This window comes from Sphaerisporangium sp. NPDC049457 (assembly GCF_055586705.1).
Map to the genome: position 1 here is coordinate 170,439 of NZ_JBVJHR010000004.1, position 19,507 is coordinate 189,945.

The 19,507-nt window shown below is 72.4% G+C and carries 16 protein-coding genes; 14 read left to right on the plus strand and 2 right to left on the minus strand.

Features of this window, described 5'->3' with window-relative positions; translation table 11 throughout:
• Positions 1–169: 169 nt before the first annotated feature.
• Together ACZ6QO_RS08350 and ACZ6QO_RS08355 are read left to right on the plus strand one after the other, a co-directional pair.
• Positions 170–382 carry a DUF397 domain-containing protein gene (locus ACZ6QO_RS08350; RefSeq protein WP_465848886.1) on the plus strand — a complete coding sequence of 71 codons (213 nt, stop codon included), beginning with the start codon at positions 170–172 and terminating at the stop codon, positions 380–382.
• Between the two features lie 384 nt (positions 383–766).
• Positions 767–1,924 carry a substrate-binding domain-containing protein gene (locus tag ACZ6QO_RS08355; RefSeq protein WP_465848887.1) on the plus strand — a complete coding sequence of 386 codons (1,158 nt, stop codon included), beginning with the start codon at positions 767–769 and terminating at the stop codon, positions 1,922–1,924.
• A gap of 9 nt (positions 1,925–1,933) precedes the next feature.
• Here the strand turns inward: ACZ6QO_RS08355 and ACZ6QO_RS08360 are convergent, their stop codons facing one another.
• Entirely contained in the window at positions 1,934–3,892 is a 1,959-nt protein-coding gene (locus tag ACZ6QO_RS08360) for a DUF2264 domain-containing protein (protein WP_465848888.1), read from the minus strand.
• A gap of 151 nt (positions 3,893–4,043) precedes the next feature.
• Between ACZ6QO_RS08360 and ACZ6QO_RS08365 the strand changes: the two genes are divergently transcribed.
• The 11 genes from ACZ6QO_RS08365 (at position 4,044) to ACZ6QO_RS08415 (ending at position 17,285) form a co-directional block, all read left to right on the plus strand.
• Complete coding sequence (locus ACZ6QO_RS08365; protein WP_465848890.1) at positions 4,044–5,060, plus strand: hydroxyacid dehydrogenase; 1,017 nt, start codon at positions 4,044–4,046, stop codon at positions 5,058–5,060.
• Between the two features lie 35 nt (positions 5,061–5,095).
• Positions 5,096–6,424: an ABC transporter substrate-binding protein gene (locus tag ACZ6QO_RS08370; protein ID WP_465848891.1), complete on the plus strand. Its 1,329-nt coding sequence runs from the start codon at positions 5,096–5,098 to the stop codon at positions 6,422–6,424.
• A gap of 95 nt (positions 6,425–6,519) precedes the next feature.
• Complete coding sequence (locus ACZ6QO_RS08375) at positions 6,520–7,410, plus strand: carbohydrate ABC transporter permease (protein ID WP_465848892.1); 891 nt, start codon at positions 6,520–6,522, stop codon at positions 7,408–7,410.
• Positions 7,407–8,303 carry a carbohydrate ABC transporter permease gene (locus ACZ6QO_RS08380; protein WP_465848893.1) on the plus strand — a complete coding sequence of 299 codons (897 nt, stop codon included), beginning with the start codon at positions 7,407–7,409 and terminating at the stop codon, positions 8,301–8,303. Before ACZ6QO_RS08375 ends, ACZ6QO_RS08380 begins: the two co-directional genes overlap by 4 nt.
• A gap of 5 nt (positions 8,304–8,308) precedes the next feature.
• A complete protein-coding gene (locus ACZ6QO_RS08385; protein ID WP_465848894.1) occupies positions 8,309–9,001 on the plus strand; it encodes a hypothetical protein in 693 nt (230 codons plus the stop codon).
• Positions 9,001–9,798 carry a sugar phosphate isomerase/epimerase family protein gene (locus ACZ6QO_RS08390; protein ID WP_465848895.1) on the plus strand — a complete coding sequence of 266 codons (798 nt, stop codon included), beginning with the start codon at positions 9,001–9,003 and terminating at the stop codon, positions 9,796–9,798. The genes ACZ6QO_RS08385 and ACZ6QO_RS08390 overlap by 1 nt, the downstream gene beginning before the upstream one ends.
• Positions 9,799–10,261: 463 nt before the next feature.
• Positions 10,262–11,593, plus strand: a complete 1,332-nt coding sequence (gene nhaA, locus ACZ6QO_RS08395; protein ID WP_465848896.1) for a Na+/H+ antiporter NhaA — start codon at positions 10,262–10,264, stop codon at positions 11,591–11,593.
• A 1,181-nt stretch (positions 11,594–12,774) separates the two neighbouring features.
• The gene (locus ACZ6QO_RS08400; protein WP_465848897.1) at positions 12,775–15,141 is read left to right on the plus strand and encodes a beta-xylosidase/alpha-l-arabinosidase; all 2,367 of its coding nucleotides are present in this window, start codon (positions 12,775–12,777) and stop codon (positions 15,139–15,141) included.
• A 156-nt stretch (positions 15,142–15,297) separates the two neighbouring features.
• On the plus strand, positions 15,298–16,107 hold the full coding sequence (locus tag ACZ6QO_RS08405) for a hypothetical protein (RefSeq protein ID WP_465848898.1): 810 nt from the start codon (positions 15,298–15,300) through the stop codon (positions 16,105–16,107).
• Between the two features lie 132 nt (positions 16,108–16,239).
• A complete protein-coding gene (locus ACZ6QO_RS08410; RefSeq protein WP_465848899.1) occupies positions 16,240–16,608 on the plus strand; it encodes a ClpX C4-type zinc finger protein in 369 nt (122 codons plus the stop codon).
• Between the two features lie 50 nt (positions 16,609–16,658).
• Positions 16,659–17,285 carry a class I SAM-dependent methyltransferase gene (locus ACZ6QO_RS08415; protein ID WP_465848900.1) on the plus strand — a complete coding sequence of 209 codons (627 nt, stop codon included), beginning with the start codon at positions 16,659–16,661 and terminating at the stop codon, positions 17,283–17,285.
• A 202-nt stretch (positions 17,286–17,487) separates the two neighbouring features.
• Here the strand turns inward: ACZ6QO_RS08415 and ACZ6QO_RS08420 are convergent, their stop codons facing one another.
• Positions 17,488–18,486 (minus strand): Acg family FMN-binding oxidoreductase, encoded by a 999-nt coding sequence (locus tag ACZ6QO_RS08420; protein ID WP_465848901.1) that lies wholly within the window; start codon positions 18,484–18,486, stop codon positions 17,488–17,490.
• Between the two features lie 300 nt (positions 18,487–18,786).
• Here ACZ6QO_RS08420 and ACZ6QO_RS08425 point away from each other — a divergent pair, with 300 nt between their 5' ends.
• On the plus strand, positions 18,787–19,488 hold the full coding sequence (locus tag ACZ6QO_RS08425; protein ID WP_465848902.1) for a CBS domain-containing protein: 702 nt from the start codon (positions 18,787–18,789) through the stop codon (positions 19,486–19,488).
• Positions 19,489–19,507: the final 19 nt, after the last annotated feature.

The following is a 19,507-nucleotide window of genomic DNA, read 5'->3' on the forward strand; positions in this document are numbered from 1 at the left end:
GGGGGCGGGTGGGGCTTCGGGACACCGAGGCCCCAGAGAGGGCACCCTTCGTGGTGAGCGCGAGCGTGTGGGACGCCTTCATCGACGGCGCCAAGAAAGGCGAGTTCGACTTCTGACATCCACCCCCGCAAGCACATCCCCCAACACCTGTCAGAGAGGCGACGAGGACATGGAGTTGAGTGAGGAGCTCCAGACAGCGGCGTGGCGAAAGGCCGCCAAGAGCGGCCCCAACCAGGGCGACTGCCTGGAGGTGGCGCCGCTGTCCGGGGGGCGGGTGGGGCTTCGGGACACCGAGGCCCCAGAGAGGGCACCCTTCGTGGTGAGCGCGAGCGTGTGGGACGCCTTCATCGACGGCGCCAAGAAGGGCGAGTTCGACTTCTAGCCAGACCGGCGCCGGCGTCATCGAGGCTGGATGCGGAGTTGGCGCGCTGCGATGAGACGATGGTCGAATGTGACTTTCTGTACCGATATGGGTACGTTGAGCGACGACCATAGAGGCTGTGGAGCTGGTTCGTCAACTGGCTCGGCATCGTGACGCCGACTTACGTCGGCCTTCCTCAGCAAGGGGGCGGCCCAAGCGGCGATGGCGGCCGTTGATGGGTTAGGCAGCAGGTCAGGGCGGGAGGCTGCTTCGATCGCAGTCCTCCCGCCCCTCCATCATCAAGTGTGCCGGGCCCCCAAGGGGTACCGCTCTGCCGCGCGCGCCACGGTTCAACTCCGATCAACATCGATCGGTACCATGGCCTTCTCTCGGCGAGGAGGAGCCATGACTGAGACCGCCGGACGGCCCTCGCCCACCCCGCTGCCGTACGAGCGCCGCGCCCAGGTGATCGAACTGCTGCGCCGGCGCGGCGTCGTGCGCGCCAACGACCTCGCCGCCGAGCTGGACGTCTCGGTCATCACCATCCGCCGGGACATCGCGCTGCTGGCCTCCCGCGGGCTCGTCCGCCGGGTCCGCGGCGGAGCCGTCCTGTCCGACGGGGCGCCGGACGGCGGGTACGAACCGGAGCGGCGGGCGGTCGCGGACGCCGCCGGCGTGGCCAGCGCGGTCGCCACGGCCGGGCGGCAGGTCACCGTCGGCGTGGTGGTGCCGTCGCTGACCTACTACTACCCGGACGTGATCCGCGGCGTGCGCGAGGCGGCCGCGCCCTCGTCCGCCCGGGTCGTGCTGCGGGCAGCCACCTACCAGGCCGAGGACGAGCGGCGGCAGCTGTCCTGGCTGGTGGAGTCCATGGATGTGGACGGCCTGCTGGTGGCGCCGACCACCACCGGCGAGGAGGGCGAGGCGCTGGTGCGGTGGCTGCGGTCGGCCGAACCGCCGGTGGTGCTGCTGGAGCGCGCCGCGACGGCGGGGCCCTACCGCGAGGCGATGGAGTCGGTGGTCAGCGACCACGCGCTCGGCGCCGCCATGGCGGTACGGCACCTCGCCACGCTGGGCCACCGCCGGGTCGGCGTGCTCACCTCGGCGCAGAGCCCGACCACCGCGCACGTGCGGCGCGGCTGGCGGCAGGCGTGCGAAGAACTCGGACTCGCGCTGGACGGCACCCCGGACGTGAGCCCGGCCGGCCACGGCGAGGCCACGAAGGCGGCCGTGCTCGACGGTGTGCTCGACGCGTGCCTGGCCTCGGGGACGACCGCCATGCTCGTCCACTCCGATCCTGAGGCGATGTCGCTGGTGGAGCGCTGCCAGGTGCGCGGCGTCCGGGTGCCCGGCGATCTCAGCCTGGTCGCCTATGACGACGAGGTGGCCGAGCTGTGCGATCCGCCGCTGACCGCGGTCCGCCCGCCGAAGGCGGCCGTCGGCCGGGCGGCCTTCGAACTGCTCGCGGCGCGCCTGGCCGACCAGGACGCGCAGCGCCCGGCCCACCGGGTGGTCATCGCCCCTCGCCTGATCGTGCGCTCGTCCTCCACGCCGCCCCGCTGACCATCGGCCTTACCTCCTTGGCGGGGTGCCGGACACGGCAGCGATGGTGTCGATGACGTCGGTCGTTCCGTCGGGCCAGTTCACCCGGGCGGACGCCGGGTCGTCCCACGAGACGGACGGCCACCCGGCCGGCTCGCCGTGTCCCAGGTAGACCAGCGCCTGGTACCACTCGTCCGGCCGCGCGGCCGACGGCGTGGCGCACCACGGCACGAGCGTCCAGGGGGCGAGCGGGGAGGAGTCTTCGGCCGAGAGGACGCCGGACGCCGCCAGGCCCGGCCCGGCGAGCAGGCGCGAGCACAACACGCCGCCGCCCGCCGCAGACGTCCCTTCGTGGTAGGGCTTCGGCGCGGGTAGTGGCCAGCCGCCTACGCGCAGCGGGCCCTGCCAGTCCGTCCCGCCGGGGACCGACAGCCGTACCAGGCGCGCCTCCCAGGGGCCGCGCACCACCGAGATCACCTCGATCCACGGTCCGAGGCGCACGGGCCCCGGACGTCCGTGCCCGTGGTCCACGCTCCCGGTCTCAGGGGTGACCCAGTGGGCCTGCCAGCGTGACGCTCCGACCAGCGTCCCGGACGGGAGGCGACCGGCGGACAGCGTGTCGAAGCCCGTACGGTGGCTCGCCTCCCCGTCCGCGTCGAGGAGCACGACCGACTGGTCGAGCGGACCGGCCGCGTGCTCTCCGGCCAGGATCGGCGCGGTGGCGGTCGAGTACCCCAGACGCGCGTACAGCGGAGAGTCGGTCAGGTGCGATCCGGGGAAGGAGTGGTCGGTGCCGTGGTTGACCACGCGCACCACGCCGTCGGCGCGGGTCCCGCTGACCAGCCATCCAGGCGCGGAGACCATGAGATGGAAGTCGCCGGACTCCACCGGCAGCGGCTCCTCGACGGCCGTCCACACCGGGTGGTCCTCGGGCAGGGCGAGGCCGAACAGCCCTTTCGCGGCCCAGTACGGGGAACCGGGCCCGGAGTAGGACTGGGCGATCGGCCGCCACGGCCGGTGCCAGCCGAGGGTCAGCAAGCCGTCCTCGTCGGGCGCCCCCCGGTCGGCGAAGTGCCGGGCCATGCCGGAGGCCGCGCGGCGCAGCAGCCCAGGTGCGGGCGACGTCAGCCCGGCGCGCGCGCCGGTCCAGAACTGGGCGGCGGCGGCGAACCGGTAGGTGAGGCTGCGTCCCTGGATCAGCGGCGAGCCGTCGGCGCCGACGAGGTGGAGCGCGTCGTGCAGGTACCGTTCCAGCCGGCGCAGGTACACCGGCCGCCGGGAGTCGGCCCGCGGGTCGCCCGCCGCCATCTCGGTCCACAGCAGTGGGTAGAACTGCAGCGCCCACCCGGCGTAGTGGTCGTAGGAGCGTTCGGCGCCGTCGGCGTACCAGCCGTTCTCCCGCGCGAAGCCGTCGGACAGTTCGAGCCCCGCGTCGATGTCCCGTGGCGAGACGGGGCCGCCGACCGAGGCCAGGAACTGCTCCACGACGATCTGGAACCAGACCCAGTTGATCGGCGGGTACTCCCCGCCGATCGCCGGCGCGAGGTAGCCGACGGCCTGTTCGCGCACGACCGGGCTCAGGCGGTCCCACAGCCACGGCCTGGTCAGGTGGAGCACCATGGCGATGGACGCCGCCTCCACCTTGGCCTGGCCGTGCTCCTCCAGCCGCACCCAGCGTTCGGGCGAGCGGGGATCGGTGCCCGCGGCGAGCCCTTCCGCGTACCACTCCATCAGGCCCAGCGGGTCGCGCCCGTCTTCGCCGGCCACCCGGAAACCGGCGGCCAGGAAGGTGCGCGCGAAGCCTTCCAGCCCGTCGACGTCGGCTCCGTAGCCGCCCGGCGGGCCGGGGAAGGAGATGCGCGCGTGGGCGGGGGACGCGTACCGCCGCGCCGACAGCAGAAGGTGGTCGGCGAGCGCCGCCCAGTGGTTCCTCGTCCATCCGGTGAAGGGCGACAGCTCACGGTCGTCGAGCTCCGGCCACATGCTCATGGACCCTCCAGGGCGCCGGTCACGCACAGATCGATCAGGAATGATCAGAAAGTTACGACTTCTTGTACTTAACACACCGTTGACATGAAAGTAATGACCGGACATGATCGGCGCACTGGTAAGCGCTTACCCGCCGCCGAAGGGATCGCGCGTGACGCACCCACGACGCCCGCAGGCCCTGCTGGTCATGGACCCCGCGCACTTCCGCGTCCAGTTCCACGAGCCGCAGCTACGGCGGCTGCGCGACCTGGTCGAACTCGGCGAGCCCGCCACGACCGCCGACCTGGACGCGGCCCGCGTGCGGCGCCGGCTGCGCGAGGTCGAGGTGCTGGTGACCTCGTGGGGCTGCCCGCCGCTGACGACCGCGCGGCTCGCCGACGCCCCACGGCTGCGGGCGGTGTTCCACTGCGCGGGCACGGTACGCCCGTTCGTCACCGACGAGGTGTGGCGCCGCGGCATCCTGGTGACCAACGCCGCCCACGAGAACGCCGTCCCGGTGGCAGAGTTCACCCTCGCCGCCGTCATCTTCGCCGGCAAGAAGGCGCCGTTCCTCGCCCAGGACGCGCGCCGGCACCGCGACGACTGGTCCTACGTGGCCCACCGCGGCGAGCTGTCCAACCGCGGGCGCACCGTCGGCGTCGTCGGCTTCTCCCGGGTGGGGCGCCGCGTCGTGGAGCGGCTCCGCGACCTGGAGCTCGACATCCTGGTCGCCGACCCGTACGCCGCGCCCGCCGAGGTGCGGGCGTCCGGCGCCCGGCCGGTGGAGCTGACCGAACTGCTGCGCGGCTGCGACGTGCTCACGCTGCACGTCCCCGCGCTGCCGTCCACCCGCCACCTCATCGGCGCCCGCGAGCTGGCGCTGCTGCGCGACGGAGCGACCGTGATCAACACCGCCCGCGGCGCCGTCCTGGACACCGCCGCCCTGGAACGCGAGTGCGCGGCGGGCCGGCTGGACGCGATCCTCGACGTCACCGAGCCGGAGCCGCTGCCGGCCGGCTCGGTGCTGTACGACCTGCCCAACGTCATGATCACTCCGCACGTCGCCGGGTCGCTCGGAGCCGAGACCCGGCGGATGAGCGAGGCCGCGCTCGACGAGCTCGACCGCTATCTGACCGGACGTCCGCCCCGCGCCGCCGTGACCCCCGCCGAATTCGTCACAGGCGCCTGAGCCCCGCACGGCCCGACCGAGAGGAGACCGGAACGATGAGCACAACGAACATCCCAGCAGGCCCCGGCATGCGACGCCGCCTCGCGGGGTGCCTGGCGGCAGCGGCCGCCGTCTCCCTCGTACTGACAGCGTGCGGCTCGGGCGACCGCTCCGGCGACGCCGACGCCGGCGGCGGTGGCGGTGGCGGGCCGGTCACCCTGACCGTCGCGGCGTGGAGCCTCGCGAAGACGCCCGAGTTCGGCGCGCTCTTCGACGCGTTCGAGAAGGCCAACCCCGGCATCACCGTCAAGCCGGTGGACATCGCCACCGACGACTATCCCGCGAAGGTCACCACCATGCTCGCCGGCGGCGACAGGACCGACGTGATCACGATGAAGACCCTCACGGACTACTCGCGCCACGCCGGCCGGGGGCAGCTCCTCGACATCACCGACCTGGTCAAGTCGGCCGGCGCCGGCGGCGGCGAACTCGCGGGCCTCGCGGCCTACGACCTGCGCGGCTCCTACTTCGCCATGCCGTACCGCCAGGACTTCTGGCTGCTCTACTACAACAAGAAGTACTTCGACGAGGCCGGCCTGCCGCATCCCGACGGGCTGACCTGGGACGAGTACGCCACGATCGCGCGGCGGCTGACGAAGGGCGAGGGGGCCGCGAAGGTCTACGGCGCCTACCACCACACCTGGCGGTCCGTCGTCCAGGCCATCGCCGCCGCGCAGACCGGCGGCGACCAGCTCGGCGGCGACTACGGGTTCCTCACCGACCAGTACAACCTGACGCTGGGGCTGCAGAAGGCGGGCGCGACGCTCGACTTCGGGACCGCCACCTCCCAGCACTCCGACTACCGCGTCATGTTCGAGACCGGCAAGGCCGCGATGATGCCCATGGGCACCTGGTACATCTCCGGCATCCTGGCGGCGAAGAAGAAGGGCGCCTCCGACGTCGACTGGGGCATCGCGCCGATGCCGCAACGCCCCGGAGCCGACGGGGTCACCACGTTCGGCGCGCCCACCGCCTTCGCCGTCAACAAGAGGGCGGCGCACGCCGAGGCCGCCAGGAAGTTCGTGGCCTTCGCCGCGAGCAAGGCGGGCGCCGAGGCCATCACCAAGATCGGCGTCGTGCCGGCGCTGAAGTCCCCGGAGATCACCGAGGCGTACTTCTCGCTCGACGGCATGCCCTCCGACGAGCTGTCCAAGAAGGCGTTCACCCCGGACAAGGTCGTCCTAGAGATGCCGGTCAGCGACAAGAGCTCCGATGTCGACACCATCCTCGGCGAGGAGCACGAGCTCATCATGGTCGGCGACAAGTCGGTCGCCGAGGGCGTGCGCACAATGAACGACCGTGTCAAGACCGAAGTCCTGAACTAGTGCGCCGTCAACACCGGGCTCGGCGGGAGGTGTGAAGGGGGGCCATGATCGATGCAACGACGCGGGCCGCGCCTGTGGCGCCGCATGAGCCGCCCGTGTCCGCGCGGGCCGGGCGGCGGGCCTGGCGGGACACGCTGATCGGGTGGAGTTTCATCCTGCCGAACTTCGCCGGCTTCGCCGTGTTCACGCTGGTGCCGGTGCTGGCGGCGATCGTGCTGGCCTTCATGGACTGGGACTTCTACGGCGACCCCGAGTGGGTGGGGCTCGCGAACTTCCGCCGGCTGCTCCGCGACGAGAACGTGCGCGTCGCCCTGGTCAACACCCTTTACTACGCCGCCGGCCACATCCCGCTGACGCTGGTCGCGGCGCTCGGTCTGGCGCTCGCGCTCAACGGCAGGCTCCGCGGCGCCCGGTTCTTCCGCACCGCGGCGTTCCTGCCCTACATCACCTCGCTGGTCGCCGTCGCCGCCGTGTGGACCATGCTGTTCAACCCGGCGGCGGGACCGGTGAACCAGGCGCTCCAGGCGCTGGGGGTCGCGGACCCTCCTCGATGGATCGCCGGTACGAGCTGGGCGATGCCGGCCGTGATCATCACCAGCGTGTGGCGGGACATGGGGTACTACATGGTGCTCTACCTGGCCGGACTGCAGACGATCCCGGCCGAGTACCACGAGGCCGCCAAGGTCGACGGGGGGAACGCCTGGCAGCGCTTCTGGAGCATCACCCTGCCCTGCCTGCGGCCCACGACGTTCCTGGTCCTGGTCATGCTGACGATCCAGAGCTTCAAGGTGCTCGACCTCATCGTGGTGATGACCGACGGCGGGCCGGGCCGCAGCACGCTGGTGCTGTCGCAGCTGGTGTACCGGGAGGGCATCGTCGAGGGCCGTTTCGGCTACTCCTCGGCGATCGCGCTGGTGCTCTTCGCGATCGTCCTCACCGTCACCGTGGCCCAGTTCCGGTTCAACGAGCGGAGGCGACTTCGATGACCACGACGCACGACGTCCCTCCGGCGACGGCCGCCCCGCGCCCGCCCGAGTCGCGCTCCGCCCGGGCCGGCGGACGCGGCCCGCTGCGCACGGTGCTGGCCTACGCGTCCCTCACCGCCGTGACGCTGCTGATCCTCGTGCCGTTCGGCTGGATGGTGTCGGCGTCGCTGAAGCGCGACAACGAGGTCTTCAGCATCCCGATCGAGTGGATCCCAAGGGAACTGCGCTGGTCGAACTTCGCCGACATCTGGGAGCGCATCCCGATGCTGACCTACCTCGGCAACTCGGCCCTGCTGTCGGTCGCCGTCACCGTGCTGCAGGTGCTGACCGGCAGCTTCGCCGCCTATGGGTTCGCCAAGGTGCGCTTCCCGGGCCGCGACGTGCTCTTCGTCGCCTACATCGCCACCATCGCCGTGCCGTGGCAGGCGTACATGGTGCCGCAGTACATCATGATGCGAAGCGCCGAGCTGACCGACACCTACTGGTCGATCATCCTGCTCCAGGCGTTCGGCGCGTTCGGCGTCTTCCTGATGCGCCAGTACTACATGTCGATCCCCGACGACCTGTGCGAGGCGGCGCGCATCGACGGGCTGAGCGAGTACGGCATCTACCTGCGCATCATGCTGCCGCTGTCCAAACCCGCGCTCGCCAGTCTGGCCCTGCTGACGCTCGTCACCACCTGGAACGACTACATGGGGCCGTTCATCTATCTGACGAGCAACGAGCTGTGGACGGTGCAGCTCGGCCTGCGCTCGTTCATCGGCCAGTACGACGTCGAGTACGCGATGATCATGACGGGGGCGATGCTGTCGGTGCTGCCCATCCTGGTGATCTTCCTGTTCGGGCAGCGGTACTTCATCCGCGGCATCGCCACGAGCGGCCTGAAGGGGTGAGCGCGATGCTGAGACTGCTCCGGCCGGCCGAGCAGGCCACGTACGAGAAGGTGTTCGCCGCCGTGTACGCCGGGCTGGTGACCAACGTCCTGGTGGCCGTCGCCTGCGCGCCGCTGCTCGCCGCGCTCGCGGTCGTGCGCGATCCCCTGGCGTCCTGGCCGTTCTTCGCGGTCCTGTCGCTGATGTGCGCGCCCGCGCTGGCCGGGGCGTTCGGCTGTTTCGCCGCGCTCGGCGAGGGGCCGGCGGAGGTCTTCGGCACGTTCTGGCGCGCCTACCGCCGGAGCGCCGCCCGTGCGCTGGCCGCCTGGGCGGCCGGGCTCGCGGCCGCCGGCGTGCTGGCCGTGGACGCCGTCGCAGTGGGGCGGACGGCGTGGGGGCCGGTACTCGCGCCGTTCTTCGTGACCGCCGCCGTCCTGGTCGCTGCCGTCGTCGCCGCCGTGCTCGTGCTGGCCGCCGAGCCTTCGACCGGCCGGTTCGCCCGTCCGCGCGACGCCGTCCGGCCGTGCCTGTACCTGGTGGCCCGGCGCTGGTACCTCGCGGCCCCCGCCGTCGGTGCCCTCGCCCTGGCGGCGATCGCCGTCCTGGTGAAGCCGGTGGCGGGCGCCCTCGTGCTGTGCTCTCCCCTGCTGTACGCCGGGTGGGCCACCATGCGGTACGTCGTCGCCCCCCTGCTGCCCGCCGACCGGGCGGCGGCCTGATGGTCGGCGGCCTGCGGCTGACCGCGGGGGTGTGCAGTGTCACCTACCGGGCGCTCACGGCCGACCGCGTCATCGCGCTCGCGGCGCGGGCCGGGCTCGACCACATCGAGTGGGGCCAGGACGCCCACATCCCGCTCGGCGACGAGGCCGAGGCGCGCCGGGTGGCCGAGTCGACCAGGGCCGCCGGCCTGTCGGTGTCGTCTCTGGGGTCGTACTACAAGGCGGGCGCCATCGCCGATCCGGGCGAGGACCGTCGCGTGTGGCGGGCGGTGCTGGCCGCCGCCCGCGCGCTGGGCGCGCCACGTGTCCGGGTGTGGGCGGGCGACCGGGGGTCGGCGGAGGCGAGCCCGGACGGCCGCCGCAGGACGCTGGACGCCCTGAAGCGCTGCGTCGAGACCGCCGGTGACATCACCGTCGCCACCGAGTACCACTCCGGCACCCTCACCGACGACTCCCGTTCGGCCCGCTCGATGCTCGACGAGGTTCCGGGGCTGCGCACGTACTGGCAGCCGCCCAACGGGATGCCCGACGAGGAGGCCTTGGCGGGGCTGCGCGCCGTGCTGGACCGCGTGGACGCGGTGCACGTCTTCAGCTGGTGGCCGACGCCCCGCGAGCGGTGGCCGCTCGACCATCGGGCGGCGCTTTGGCACGAGGTGGCGCGGCTGCTCGCCTCGACGGGCAGGCGCGTGTCCGCCTCGATCGAGTTCGTCCCCGGCGACGACCCCGGGCTGCTGGCGGCGGAGGCGACGAGCCTGCGCCGCTTCCTCGCGGCGGGCACCAGCCGACAGGGCGCGTGAGACACGGCGGGGACGCGTAGGGCGGCGGGTCAGGGCGCCGCCCTACGCGTGTCTCTTCGCCGGCGCCGCGCGGCCGGAAGCCGGGCGGGATCGGCTCCCTATCTTTGGGGAGCTCGGGGTCTTCAGGCGCCCGCGGCTTTGTTAGCGCTAACAATCAGTCGGGCGGACCGGCCTTGGCGCGGTCGCGTCTCCTCGGGGTCGCCGAGCGGCTCCGTGCCGCGGTGCGGTCAGTGTTAGCGCTGACATCCGGAACCGTCAAGGCTCCGGCGACCCGTCCACGCAAGATGCCGGAGTGCGCGATGAACGTTTCAGCCGCAGAACGGGTCTGTTAGCGGTAACAACGTCATCGCCCGGCCGACGCCCCCGGCGCTCCGCGGGCGCGGAGCGCAAGGTAAGTTGGCAGGCAGGTGCGCCGGGAAGTCTGGTCGGCTGTCCTTGACCCGATCTCACGAACGGAGCATTCATGCGAGGCGTCGCCCGTCCTGCCGCGCTGTTCACCCGCGCGCTGCCCGAGCTGAGGCGCACCGCCGACATCCTGCGCCGCGAGACGATCGGCGGGGCCCTGCTGCTCGCCGCCGCCGTCGCCGCGCTGATATGGGCCAACTCGCCGTACGCTCCGGCGTACACCGCTCTTCGCGACCTCCGCCTCGGCCCCGCGTCGCTCCACCTGGACCTGACGCTGGCGCAGTGGGCGTCCGACGGCCTGCTGGCGATCTTCTTCTTCGTCGCCGGCCTGGAGCTCAAGCGCGAGTTCGTCGCCGGTGACCTGCGCGACCCGCGGCGGGCCGCGGTCCCCGTGGCCGCCGCGGCCGGCGGCGTCATCGTGCCCGCCCTGCTGTTCACGCTGGTGAACGCCGGAGGGGACGGGCTGCGGGGCTGGGCCGTCCCGACCGCCACCGACATCGCCTTCGCGCTGGCCGTGCTCGCGGTCATCGGCCGGCACCTGCCGCCGGCGTTGCGCACGTTCCTGCTGACCTTGGCGGTCGTCGACGACCTGCTGGCCATCGCGATCATCGCCGTGTTCTACACCGGGCATCTCGCGCCGGTCCCGCTGCTGGCGGCGCTGATCCCGCTGGCGGTGTTCGCCCTGCTCGTCCGGCGAGGAGTGCGGTCCTGGTGGCTGTTGCTGCCGATGGCCGCCGCCACCTGGACGCTCGTGCACGCCTCCGGGGTGCACGCGACCGTGGCCGGAGTGCTCCTGGGGCTGACCGTGCCGGTCCACGGCGGGGAACCCCGCGGCGGACGGGACACCGGGACGGACGACGGATCGGGGGCGGACGGCCAGTTCGCGGCGGACGGCGGGTCGGGACGCGGACCGGGTGACGGCGTCGGGCTCGCCGAGCACTTCGAGCACCGCTGGCGGCCGATCTCGGCCGGGATCGCCGTGCCGGTGTTCTCCTTCCTGTCCGCGGGCGTCGCGATCGCGGGGATCAGCACGGCGCTGACCGACCGTGTGGCGCTCGGCGTCGTCGCGGGCCTGCTGGTGGGCAAACCGCTCGGCGTCATGGCCGCCACCTGGCTGGTGGCGCGCTTCACCAGGGCGCACCTGGACGAGGGGCTGTCATGGGCGGACGTGCTCGGCCTGTCGATCCTCGCGGGCATCGGGTTCACCGTCTCGCTGCTCATCGGCGAACTGGCCTTCGGCCTTGGCAGCGCGCGCTTCGACCACGTCAAGGTGGCGGTGCTCGTCGGTTCGTTCGCGGCGGCCGCGCTCGCCGCGGTCGTCCTGCGGATGCGCAACGGCGTCCACCGGCGGCGACGCGATGTGGCGACGGAGGAAATCACGAGCGAGTAGAGCGCCGTAGAGCGAGTAGCAGGCGCACTCCGCGACGCTTTTCGGTACGCCAGGCGATCTGGAAATCCGCCAGAAAACCGGCATCCGGTTCGTCGCTCAGAGGCTTTCTCCCACGAGGCCGTGCGCGCCGTGTCCTCGTACGGCGAGAGCCGGCTCGGGCACGGCGCACACCGGAACCGGCTCCGGTGCACGTCAGAGCGGGTGCGGGAGTCGTGCGGACGGTCAAGCCGCGACCTGGTCCAGCCGGCCCGGCGTCCCCGGGCCATCTCGACGCGTCGATGAACACGGCGATTACGCTCACCGACCACGGCCACGCGTTCACGTGAGGACAAACAGCGCAGAAAACGCTATAACCAGCGAATGATGCTATATCCGTAAATAGCTTTCCGCCGATCGATCCAGAATCTGATCTTGTCGCCCCCGTACGCCTGGCGCCGTCCCGAATGGGCGGCACGAGCACGGCGGCCGCAAAGCGGCGGCGAAAGCCACGGGCGCAGGACGACTCTGAAACTTTCGGAAATGCGGCGCTCGCGCACCTGCGCATCAGCACGCGCCCTGACGGGTGGCAGGCGCGTCATCAGGCATGCTCACGCCCTATACTTCTGAGGTGGATAACGGTTTGATAGCTGTGCCTGCGGACCGTTGATCTCGATCTCCTCGCACCTTACTGTCCACCTAGACGACAACTTTCGGAAATAAACTCGAAATTTTCGAGAGGCTTTGTATGAAGAGACGCGCGTTGCTCATGCGCACCGACCACGGCAGTGCGGTGCCGGTCCTCGGCCTCACCCTCGCCGCCTGCGGGAACGGCGGCACCGCCGTGCCCGTCCGGCCGGCCCGAGGCCGGCCGCCCGGCCGTTCGTCGTCGGCTCGCCGAGCTTCGCACCGGTCTCGGCCACCCTCGGCACGCGGTCCGGCCACGGCCAGAACGGCCCGCCGGCGCCGCCCGACGCATACGCCCGGTCGAATCGCTTCGACATCCTCTCCGGCGGATTCGGGCAGCACCACCTCGACACGGTGATCGCCGGTCCGTACGACTCCCGGACGCGGTACGGGATCGACATCCCGGGGCCGCCGGCCGCGGTGATGCCTTCCATGGTCCCCATCCTGCTCGTGTATCTGTTCGCCCGTCGCGCCCTCGTACAGGGGCTGATGGGCGTCGGAGGAAAGTGACCCCAATCGTGTCCGTTGAGACAGACCCCGCCGCTCCCATCTGGCAGGACCCCGCTCAGGACGCCGAGACCCGCGTCGAGGCCCTGATCGCGGAGATGACCGTGGAGGAGAAGGTCGCGCAACTTGTCGGCGTCTGGGTCGGCGCCTCCCGCGATGGCGGAGAGGTGGCGCCGCACCAGCACGAGATGGAAGAGGCCGTCGACCTGGACGGCCTGCTGCCGAACGGCCTCGGACAGCTGACCCGGCCGTTCGGCACCGCTCCGGTCGACCCGGCGGTCGGCGCGCTGTCGCTGCTGCGCACGCAGCAGCGGATCACCGGCGCCAACCGCTTCGCGATCCCCGCCCTGGCACACGAGGAGTGCCTGGCCGGCTTCGCCACCTGGGGCGCCACCGCCTACCCCGTGCCGCTGTCGTGGGGCGCCACCTTCGATCCCGCGCTGATCCGCGAGATGGCGGCCGCCATCGGCGGCGACCTTCGCTCGGTCGGCGTGCACCAGGGCCTCGCCCCCGTCCTGGACGTGGTGCGCGACGCCCGGTGGGGCCGGGTCGAGGAGACCATCGGCGAGGACCCCTACCTGGTCGGCACCATCGCCACCGCCTACATCCAGGGCCTTGAGTCGGCGGGCGTCATCGCCACGCTCAAGCACTTCGCCGGATACTCCGCGTCTGTGGCCGGACGCAACCACGCCCCGGTGTCGATGGGCCCGCGCGAACGCGCCGACGTGATCCTCACGCCGTTCGAGATGGCCGTGCGCGAGAGCGGCGTGCGCTCGGTCATGCACGCCTACACCGACACCGACGGCATGCCCTCCGTGGCCGACGAGTGGCTGCTGACCACGCTGCTGCGCGACACGTGGGGGTTCGACGGCACGGTGGTCGCCGACTACTTCGGCATCGCCTTCCTCAAGACGCTGCACGGCATGGCGGGCACCTGGGCCGAGGCGGCGGGCGCCGCCCTGGCGGCGGGCGTGGACGTGGAGCTTCCCACCGTCAAGACGTTCGGGCCGCCCCTGATCGAGGCGATCGCCGCCGGACAGGTCCCCGAGGCCCTGATCGACCGGGCACTGCGCCGGGTCCTGGTGCAGAAGGCGCAGATCGGGCTGCTCGACCCCGACTGGAGCCCGGTGCCGTCCGGGCTGACCGGCGCCGACCTGAGCGACCCCGAGGCGCTGCGCGGGACGATCGACCTGGACTCGCCGGCCAACCGGGCCATCGCACGGCGCATCGCCGAGCAGGCCATCGTCCTGCTGCGCAACGACGGGACGCTGCCGCTGCGGCAGCCTGAGAAGATCGCGGTCATCGGCCCCAACGCCGACGACCCGCTGGCCGTCCTCGGCTGCTACTCCTTCCCCCTGCACGTGCTCGTCCACCACCCCGACGTGCCCACCGGCATCGAGCTGCCCACGCTGCGCGCGGCGCTCGCCGCCGAGTTCCCCGGCGCCGAGATCGTCACCGCGCCGGGCGCCACCGTCGACGGACCGGACACCGGCGGCTTCGCCGAGGCGATCGAGCTGGCGCGCGGCGCGGACGTCGTCGTGGCGGCGCTCGGCGACCGGGCCGGCCTGTTCGGGCGGGGCACCAGCGGCGAGGGCTGCGACGCGGAGTCGGCGGCGCTTCCGGGCGTCCAGCAGCAGCTGCTCGACGCCCTGATCGACACCGGGACGCCGGTGGTGACCGCCCTGCTCGCCGGCCGGCCGTACGCGCTGGGCGCGGCGGCGGACGGCTCCGCGGCGATCGTCCAGTCGTTCTTCCCCGGCCAGGAGGGCACCTCGGCGATCGCCGGGGTCATCAGCGGGCGGGTCGGCCCGTCGGGGCGCCTGCCGGTGAGCATCCCGCGGCGGGCGGGCGTGCATCCGTCCACCTACCTGTCGGCGCGGCTCGCGCACGCCAACGAGGTGTCCAACATCGACCCGACGCCGGCCTTCGGCTTCGGCCACGGCCTGTCGTACACGACGTTCGAATGGTCCGGCCTCGAAGGCGACGGCGCGCGGGCCGGCACGGACGGCGAGCTGAGCCTGGCCTTCACCGTGCGCAACACCGGCGACCGCGAGGGCACCGAGATCGTGCAGCTCTACCTGCACGACCCCGTCGCCTCCGTGGTGCAGCCGGTCCAGCGCCTCATCGGGTACGCGCGGGTGCCACTCGGTCCGGGGGAGGCGAGCCGCGTCCACGTCTCGGTGCCCGCCGACCTGGCGTCGTTCACCGGCCGTGCGGGCCGGCGGGTCGTCGAGCCGGGAGAGCTGGAACTGCGGCTGAGCGCGTCGAGCACCGAGCCGCGCCTCACCGCGACGGTCACGCTGACCGGGGCCGTTCGCGAGGTGGACCACACGCGCCGTCTGCATGCAACGTTCACCGTGTCGGGCCCCGGCGCCTGACCGCCGACTGCGGGGCAGGCCGTCGCGACCTCGGTGTCCGTCCACGGGCACCGGGGCACGGCGGCCCCTGCGCACGGAGAGGCGCCGTACTTGCTATGGGAGCGCTCCCAGTTCCCGTAGCTTACGTGTGCATCATCCGTCGCAAAGGAGTTCTTCGTGCGGAAATGGTTATCCGTGGCCTCGCTGGCCATGCTGCTGCCCCTGACGGCCACCTCGGTCGCCGCCGCGGCCGGACCCGCCCACCCGGGCGCCGGCACCTGCGCCGACCGGACACTGCTGTTCTGCGAGGACTTCCAGAACCTGCCCGTCGGCGGCGCGGCCAGCCTCGCCTGGGGGATCGACACCAAGCACGGCGCCCTCACCGTCGAGCGCGGGCACGAGGGCCGTGACGGCCGGGCCGGCCAGAAGGTGCTGCACGTGCGCACCGAGGGGAACGGGCGCGCCTTCCTCAAGGTCGACGACTTCGCCCCGCCGGGCAACAGTTTCTACGGCCGGGTGCGCCTGCGCGTCAAGGCGTTCCCCGTCGCGCCGGACTGGGCGCACTACACCCTCATCGAGACGACCGGCGCCGGCCCCGAGATCGTCCGCCCGCTCGGCGGCCAGTACGTCCCCGAGGTGAACGGCGGCGTCGCGCTCTGGGGCGTGGGCGCGGACGGCGGGCCCACCGGCGACTGGACGAACTGGCGCGAGAGCGCCCCCTCGCAGGCGGGCGTGTGGCAGTGCTTCGAGTGGCGGATGGACGCCGCCGACAACCGCATCACCACCTGGTTCAACGGAGTGCCCCGGCCCGAGCTCGGCGCCTCCACCCACGAGCACGGCGGCAACGACGTCGACTTCGTCTTCCCCCGTTTCGACACCGTCAAGATCGGCTGGCAGCTCTACCAGGGCAACCCCTCCCCGTCCGCCTATGACGTGTGGCTGGACGACATCGCGCTGAGCACGCGGCGCGTCGGCTGCGCCACCTGACCGGCCGCACGCCGCCACGGCCGGCCGGCCGTGGCGGCGTGGGTGGCGCGCACTCTTGTCAGGTATCGCCTGACACGATACGGTCTCGCATGCCGTCAGGAGATGCCTGACACGATGGCGAGAGGACCGGACATGGCCACGATCATCGACCCGACGCCGACGGTGCGCTGCTCCTTCTGCGGCAAGGGCAGGACGGAGGTCGCCAGGATCGTCGCCGGCGCGGGCGTCTTCATCTGCGACGAATGCGTGCGCCTGTGCACCGAGATCATCGAGACGCTCGACGACGTGGAGGAGCCGAGCATCCCGGTGTGGGACACGATGACCGACGAGCAGATTTTGGACCACCTCCCCCGCGTCGCCGCCGTCGGCAAGCAGGCCGAGGAGAACCTCCGCGACTGGGTGCTGCGCCTGCGCGAACGCAAGGTCACCTGGGCGCGCATCGGCGCGGCCCTCGACATGACCCGCCAGTCCGCCTGGGAGCGCTTCTCCGGCGAGGAGTGACCGGCGTGGACGGCCGGGGCGGGTCATATGATCGGCCCCGGAGGTGGCGCATGAAGAAGGCCGAGTGGGACCGGCGCTACGAGGCGAGCGGGTTGCTCTGGACCGCCGAGCCGAACCGCTTCGTGGTCGAGCACCTTTCCGGGCTGAAGCCGGGACGAGGCCTCGACCTCGGAACCGGTGAGGGCCGCAACGCCGTGTGGCTCGCCGAGCGCGGCTGGCGGATGACCGCCGTCGACTTCTCCGCCACCGGCCTGGAGAAGGCCCGGCGGATGGCAGGCGAGCGCGGCGTCGACGTCGAGTGGGTCATGGCCGACCTCGTCGAGTACCGTCCCGAGCCGGGCGGGCACGACCTCGTGCTCATCGCCTACCTGCACCTGCCGCCGGACGACCTGGCCGTCGTGCTGCGCGGCGCCGCCGCCGCGCTGGCGCCCGGCGGGCGCCTGCTGATCGTCGGGCACGACGTCACCAACCTCCAGGACGGCGTGGGCGGTCCGCGCGACGCCGGCGTCCTCTACACGCCCGAGACCCTCACCGCGTCACTCGCGCCGCTGACCGTCGCGCGCGCCGGGCGCGTACGCCGTCCGGTCGCCACCGACACCGGCGTACGCGACGCCATCGACACCCTCGTCATCGCCGATCGCGACGTTCCCGGCGAAGCGACGCGCCCGGGAGCGTGAGACCGGGAGCGTGAGACCGAGGGCATGGCCGCGCGCCGACGTGTGATCCCTGTGACGCGCCGACAGGGACGCGCAACTGGTGCGGTGGCCACGCCGGGTTGGCCGCCGTAAGGGCGGCGCCGGTTCCGCCGTACCCATGACCGGCCGCTTCGGCGCCGGATGACGCATCCACTGGGGCGGCGGACGCCTTTCTGAGTGATCCTCAGCGTTCCTCGATGACCTCGGTGGCCGGGCGGCGGACGCTCGGGCGGTGCTCGGCGACGTAGCCGAGCCTCATGATCATTTGTGGGTGCTCGCCCGAGCACACCTGTTCGCGCAGGAACTCCCGCAGCTGGGGCATCTCCAGCGCCTGGGTGTGGAAGGCGGCGCTGACGCCGTTGGCCGAGGCGTGCAGCAGGACGCGCTGCAGCGCCTGGCCGGCGGCCAGCCAGTCCTCGCGGGCGTCGCCCACCGTGGTCAGCAAGGCCACCAGCCCGGTGGCCCTGGCCTCGGGATGCTCGGTGTCGCCGCCCCACCCGTGGCCGTGGGCGTAGTCCCGCTGCGCGAAGTGCTGCGGGTATGTGCGCCCCGGCGCTCTCGGGTACGCCTCCGCGACCACGCCGTCGCGGCGGGTGCTGCCGGGCGGCCGGCTCCAGCGGATGATCTCCAGGCTGAACAGACGGTGCTGCGACTGCGCCTCCTGAGCCGCGTTGGTGATCGCGCCGAGCACGCGGACGGCGGCCTGCGACCGGACCGGCGTCAGCCGGGCGCCCTCCATGGCCGCCTGCGCGGCCAGCGCCTCGACCAGGGACTCCGGCAGCGGCCGCTCGGTGAACCCTTCCCGGTGCGTGTGGCGCCGCTCGACCTCCCCGTACAGCATGCGGGCGTGCTCGTCGGCCGCCGCGCCGGCCCGCGGCCGGACCCTCGCCAGCAGAGAGGGACGGTCGGGGTCGGGCAGCAGCGCCACCTCGGGCTCGTATCCGAGCGCGTGCAGCGCGACGCGCACGTCCAGCAGGGCCGCGCCGCAGCTGATCATCAGCTGCCGGCCCGCCGGGTCGGCGATCGGCAGGACGCGGTCGGGGTCGGCGCGCAGGCTGATCTCGTCGCCGGCCACGCTGAACGACCACGGCTGGGTGTTGTGCACCGAGGGCGCGTGGATCGCCGCCTCCACCGCGTACCGGATCGCCTCCGCGGTCCCACGGGCCGACGCGCGTGTGTTCATGGCTCTCCCTCCCCTCCTTGCCGGCCCGCCGGTCCTCCGGCGGCCGGGAACGGCAAGCGTTCGCCTCTGTCTTCCAGACTTCCCGTGGCGGAGCCGGGATACCCGGGGCGCTGGTCCCGCGTGCCCGGGACGAAAGACCCGTCCCCGGCGGGCTCGACGACCCGGCCGCGGCGCCTTTTCGGGACCAAGGGCCCAGCAGCGGCCGCGGGCGGCCTCCGCAATCAAGGACTTGCGGCTCTCCACGCCCGGCGGCGACCGGGGTGAACTCAGGGGAGAGGCGCCACGCCGGAGGAGGACACCATGCGGGTGAAGGTCAACGAGGTCATGACCAGGGACGTCGCGTCGGTCAACGGCAGTACGCCGTTCAAGGACATCGCCGAAGTGCTCATCGCCCACGGCGTGAGCGCGGTACCGGTCGTCGACGGGGACGGCCACGTCATCGGCATCGTCTCCGAAGCCGACCTGCTGCTGAAGGAGGAGTTCAAGGAGCAGTACTACCGCGAGGGGTACCAGCCGCCGCTGCGGGCGCGGCTGCGCGACCGCCTCGGTCAGAATCGGGGCACGGCCCGCGAGAAGGCGCGGGGCGAGACGGCCGTCGAGCTGATGACCCACCCGGCCGTGACCATCAGACCCCAGGCGTCGGTGGTGCACGCCATGCGGATGATGAACGAACACGGCGTCAAGCGCCTGCCCGTCGTCGACGAGGACGGCGTCCTGCAGGGCATCGTGAGCCGCGCGGACCTGCTCAAGGTGTTCGTCCGCCCGGACGAGGACATCGCCGGCGAGATCCGCGACGACGTCCTCGTCCGATCGCTGTGGATGGACGCCTCCCGCGTGCGGGTCACGGTGCGGCGGGGCGTCGTCACGCTGGCCGGGGAGATGGACCGGCGCAGCAACGCGCACATCGCCGCCCGCGCCGTCATGCGGGTCAACGGCGTGGTGGACGTGGTCGACGAGCTCGGGTGGGCCGAGGACGACACTCCGACGTGGGAGACGCGATAGGCCGTGGCCGGGCCGGGTA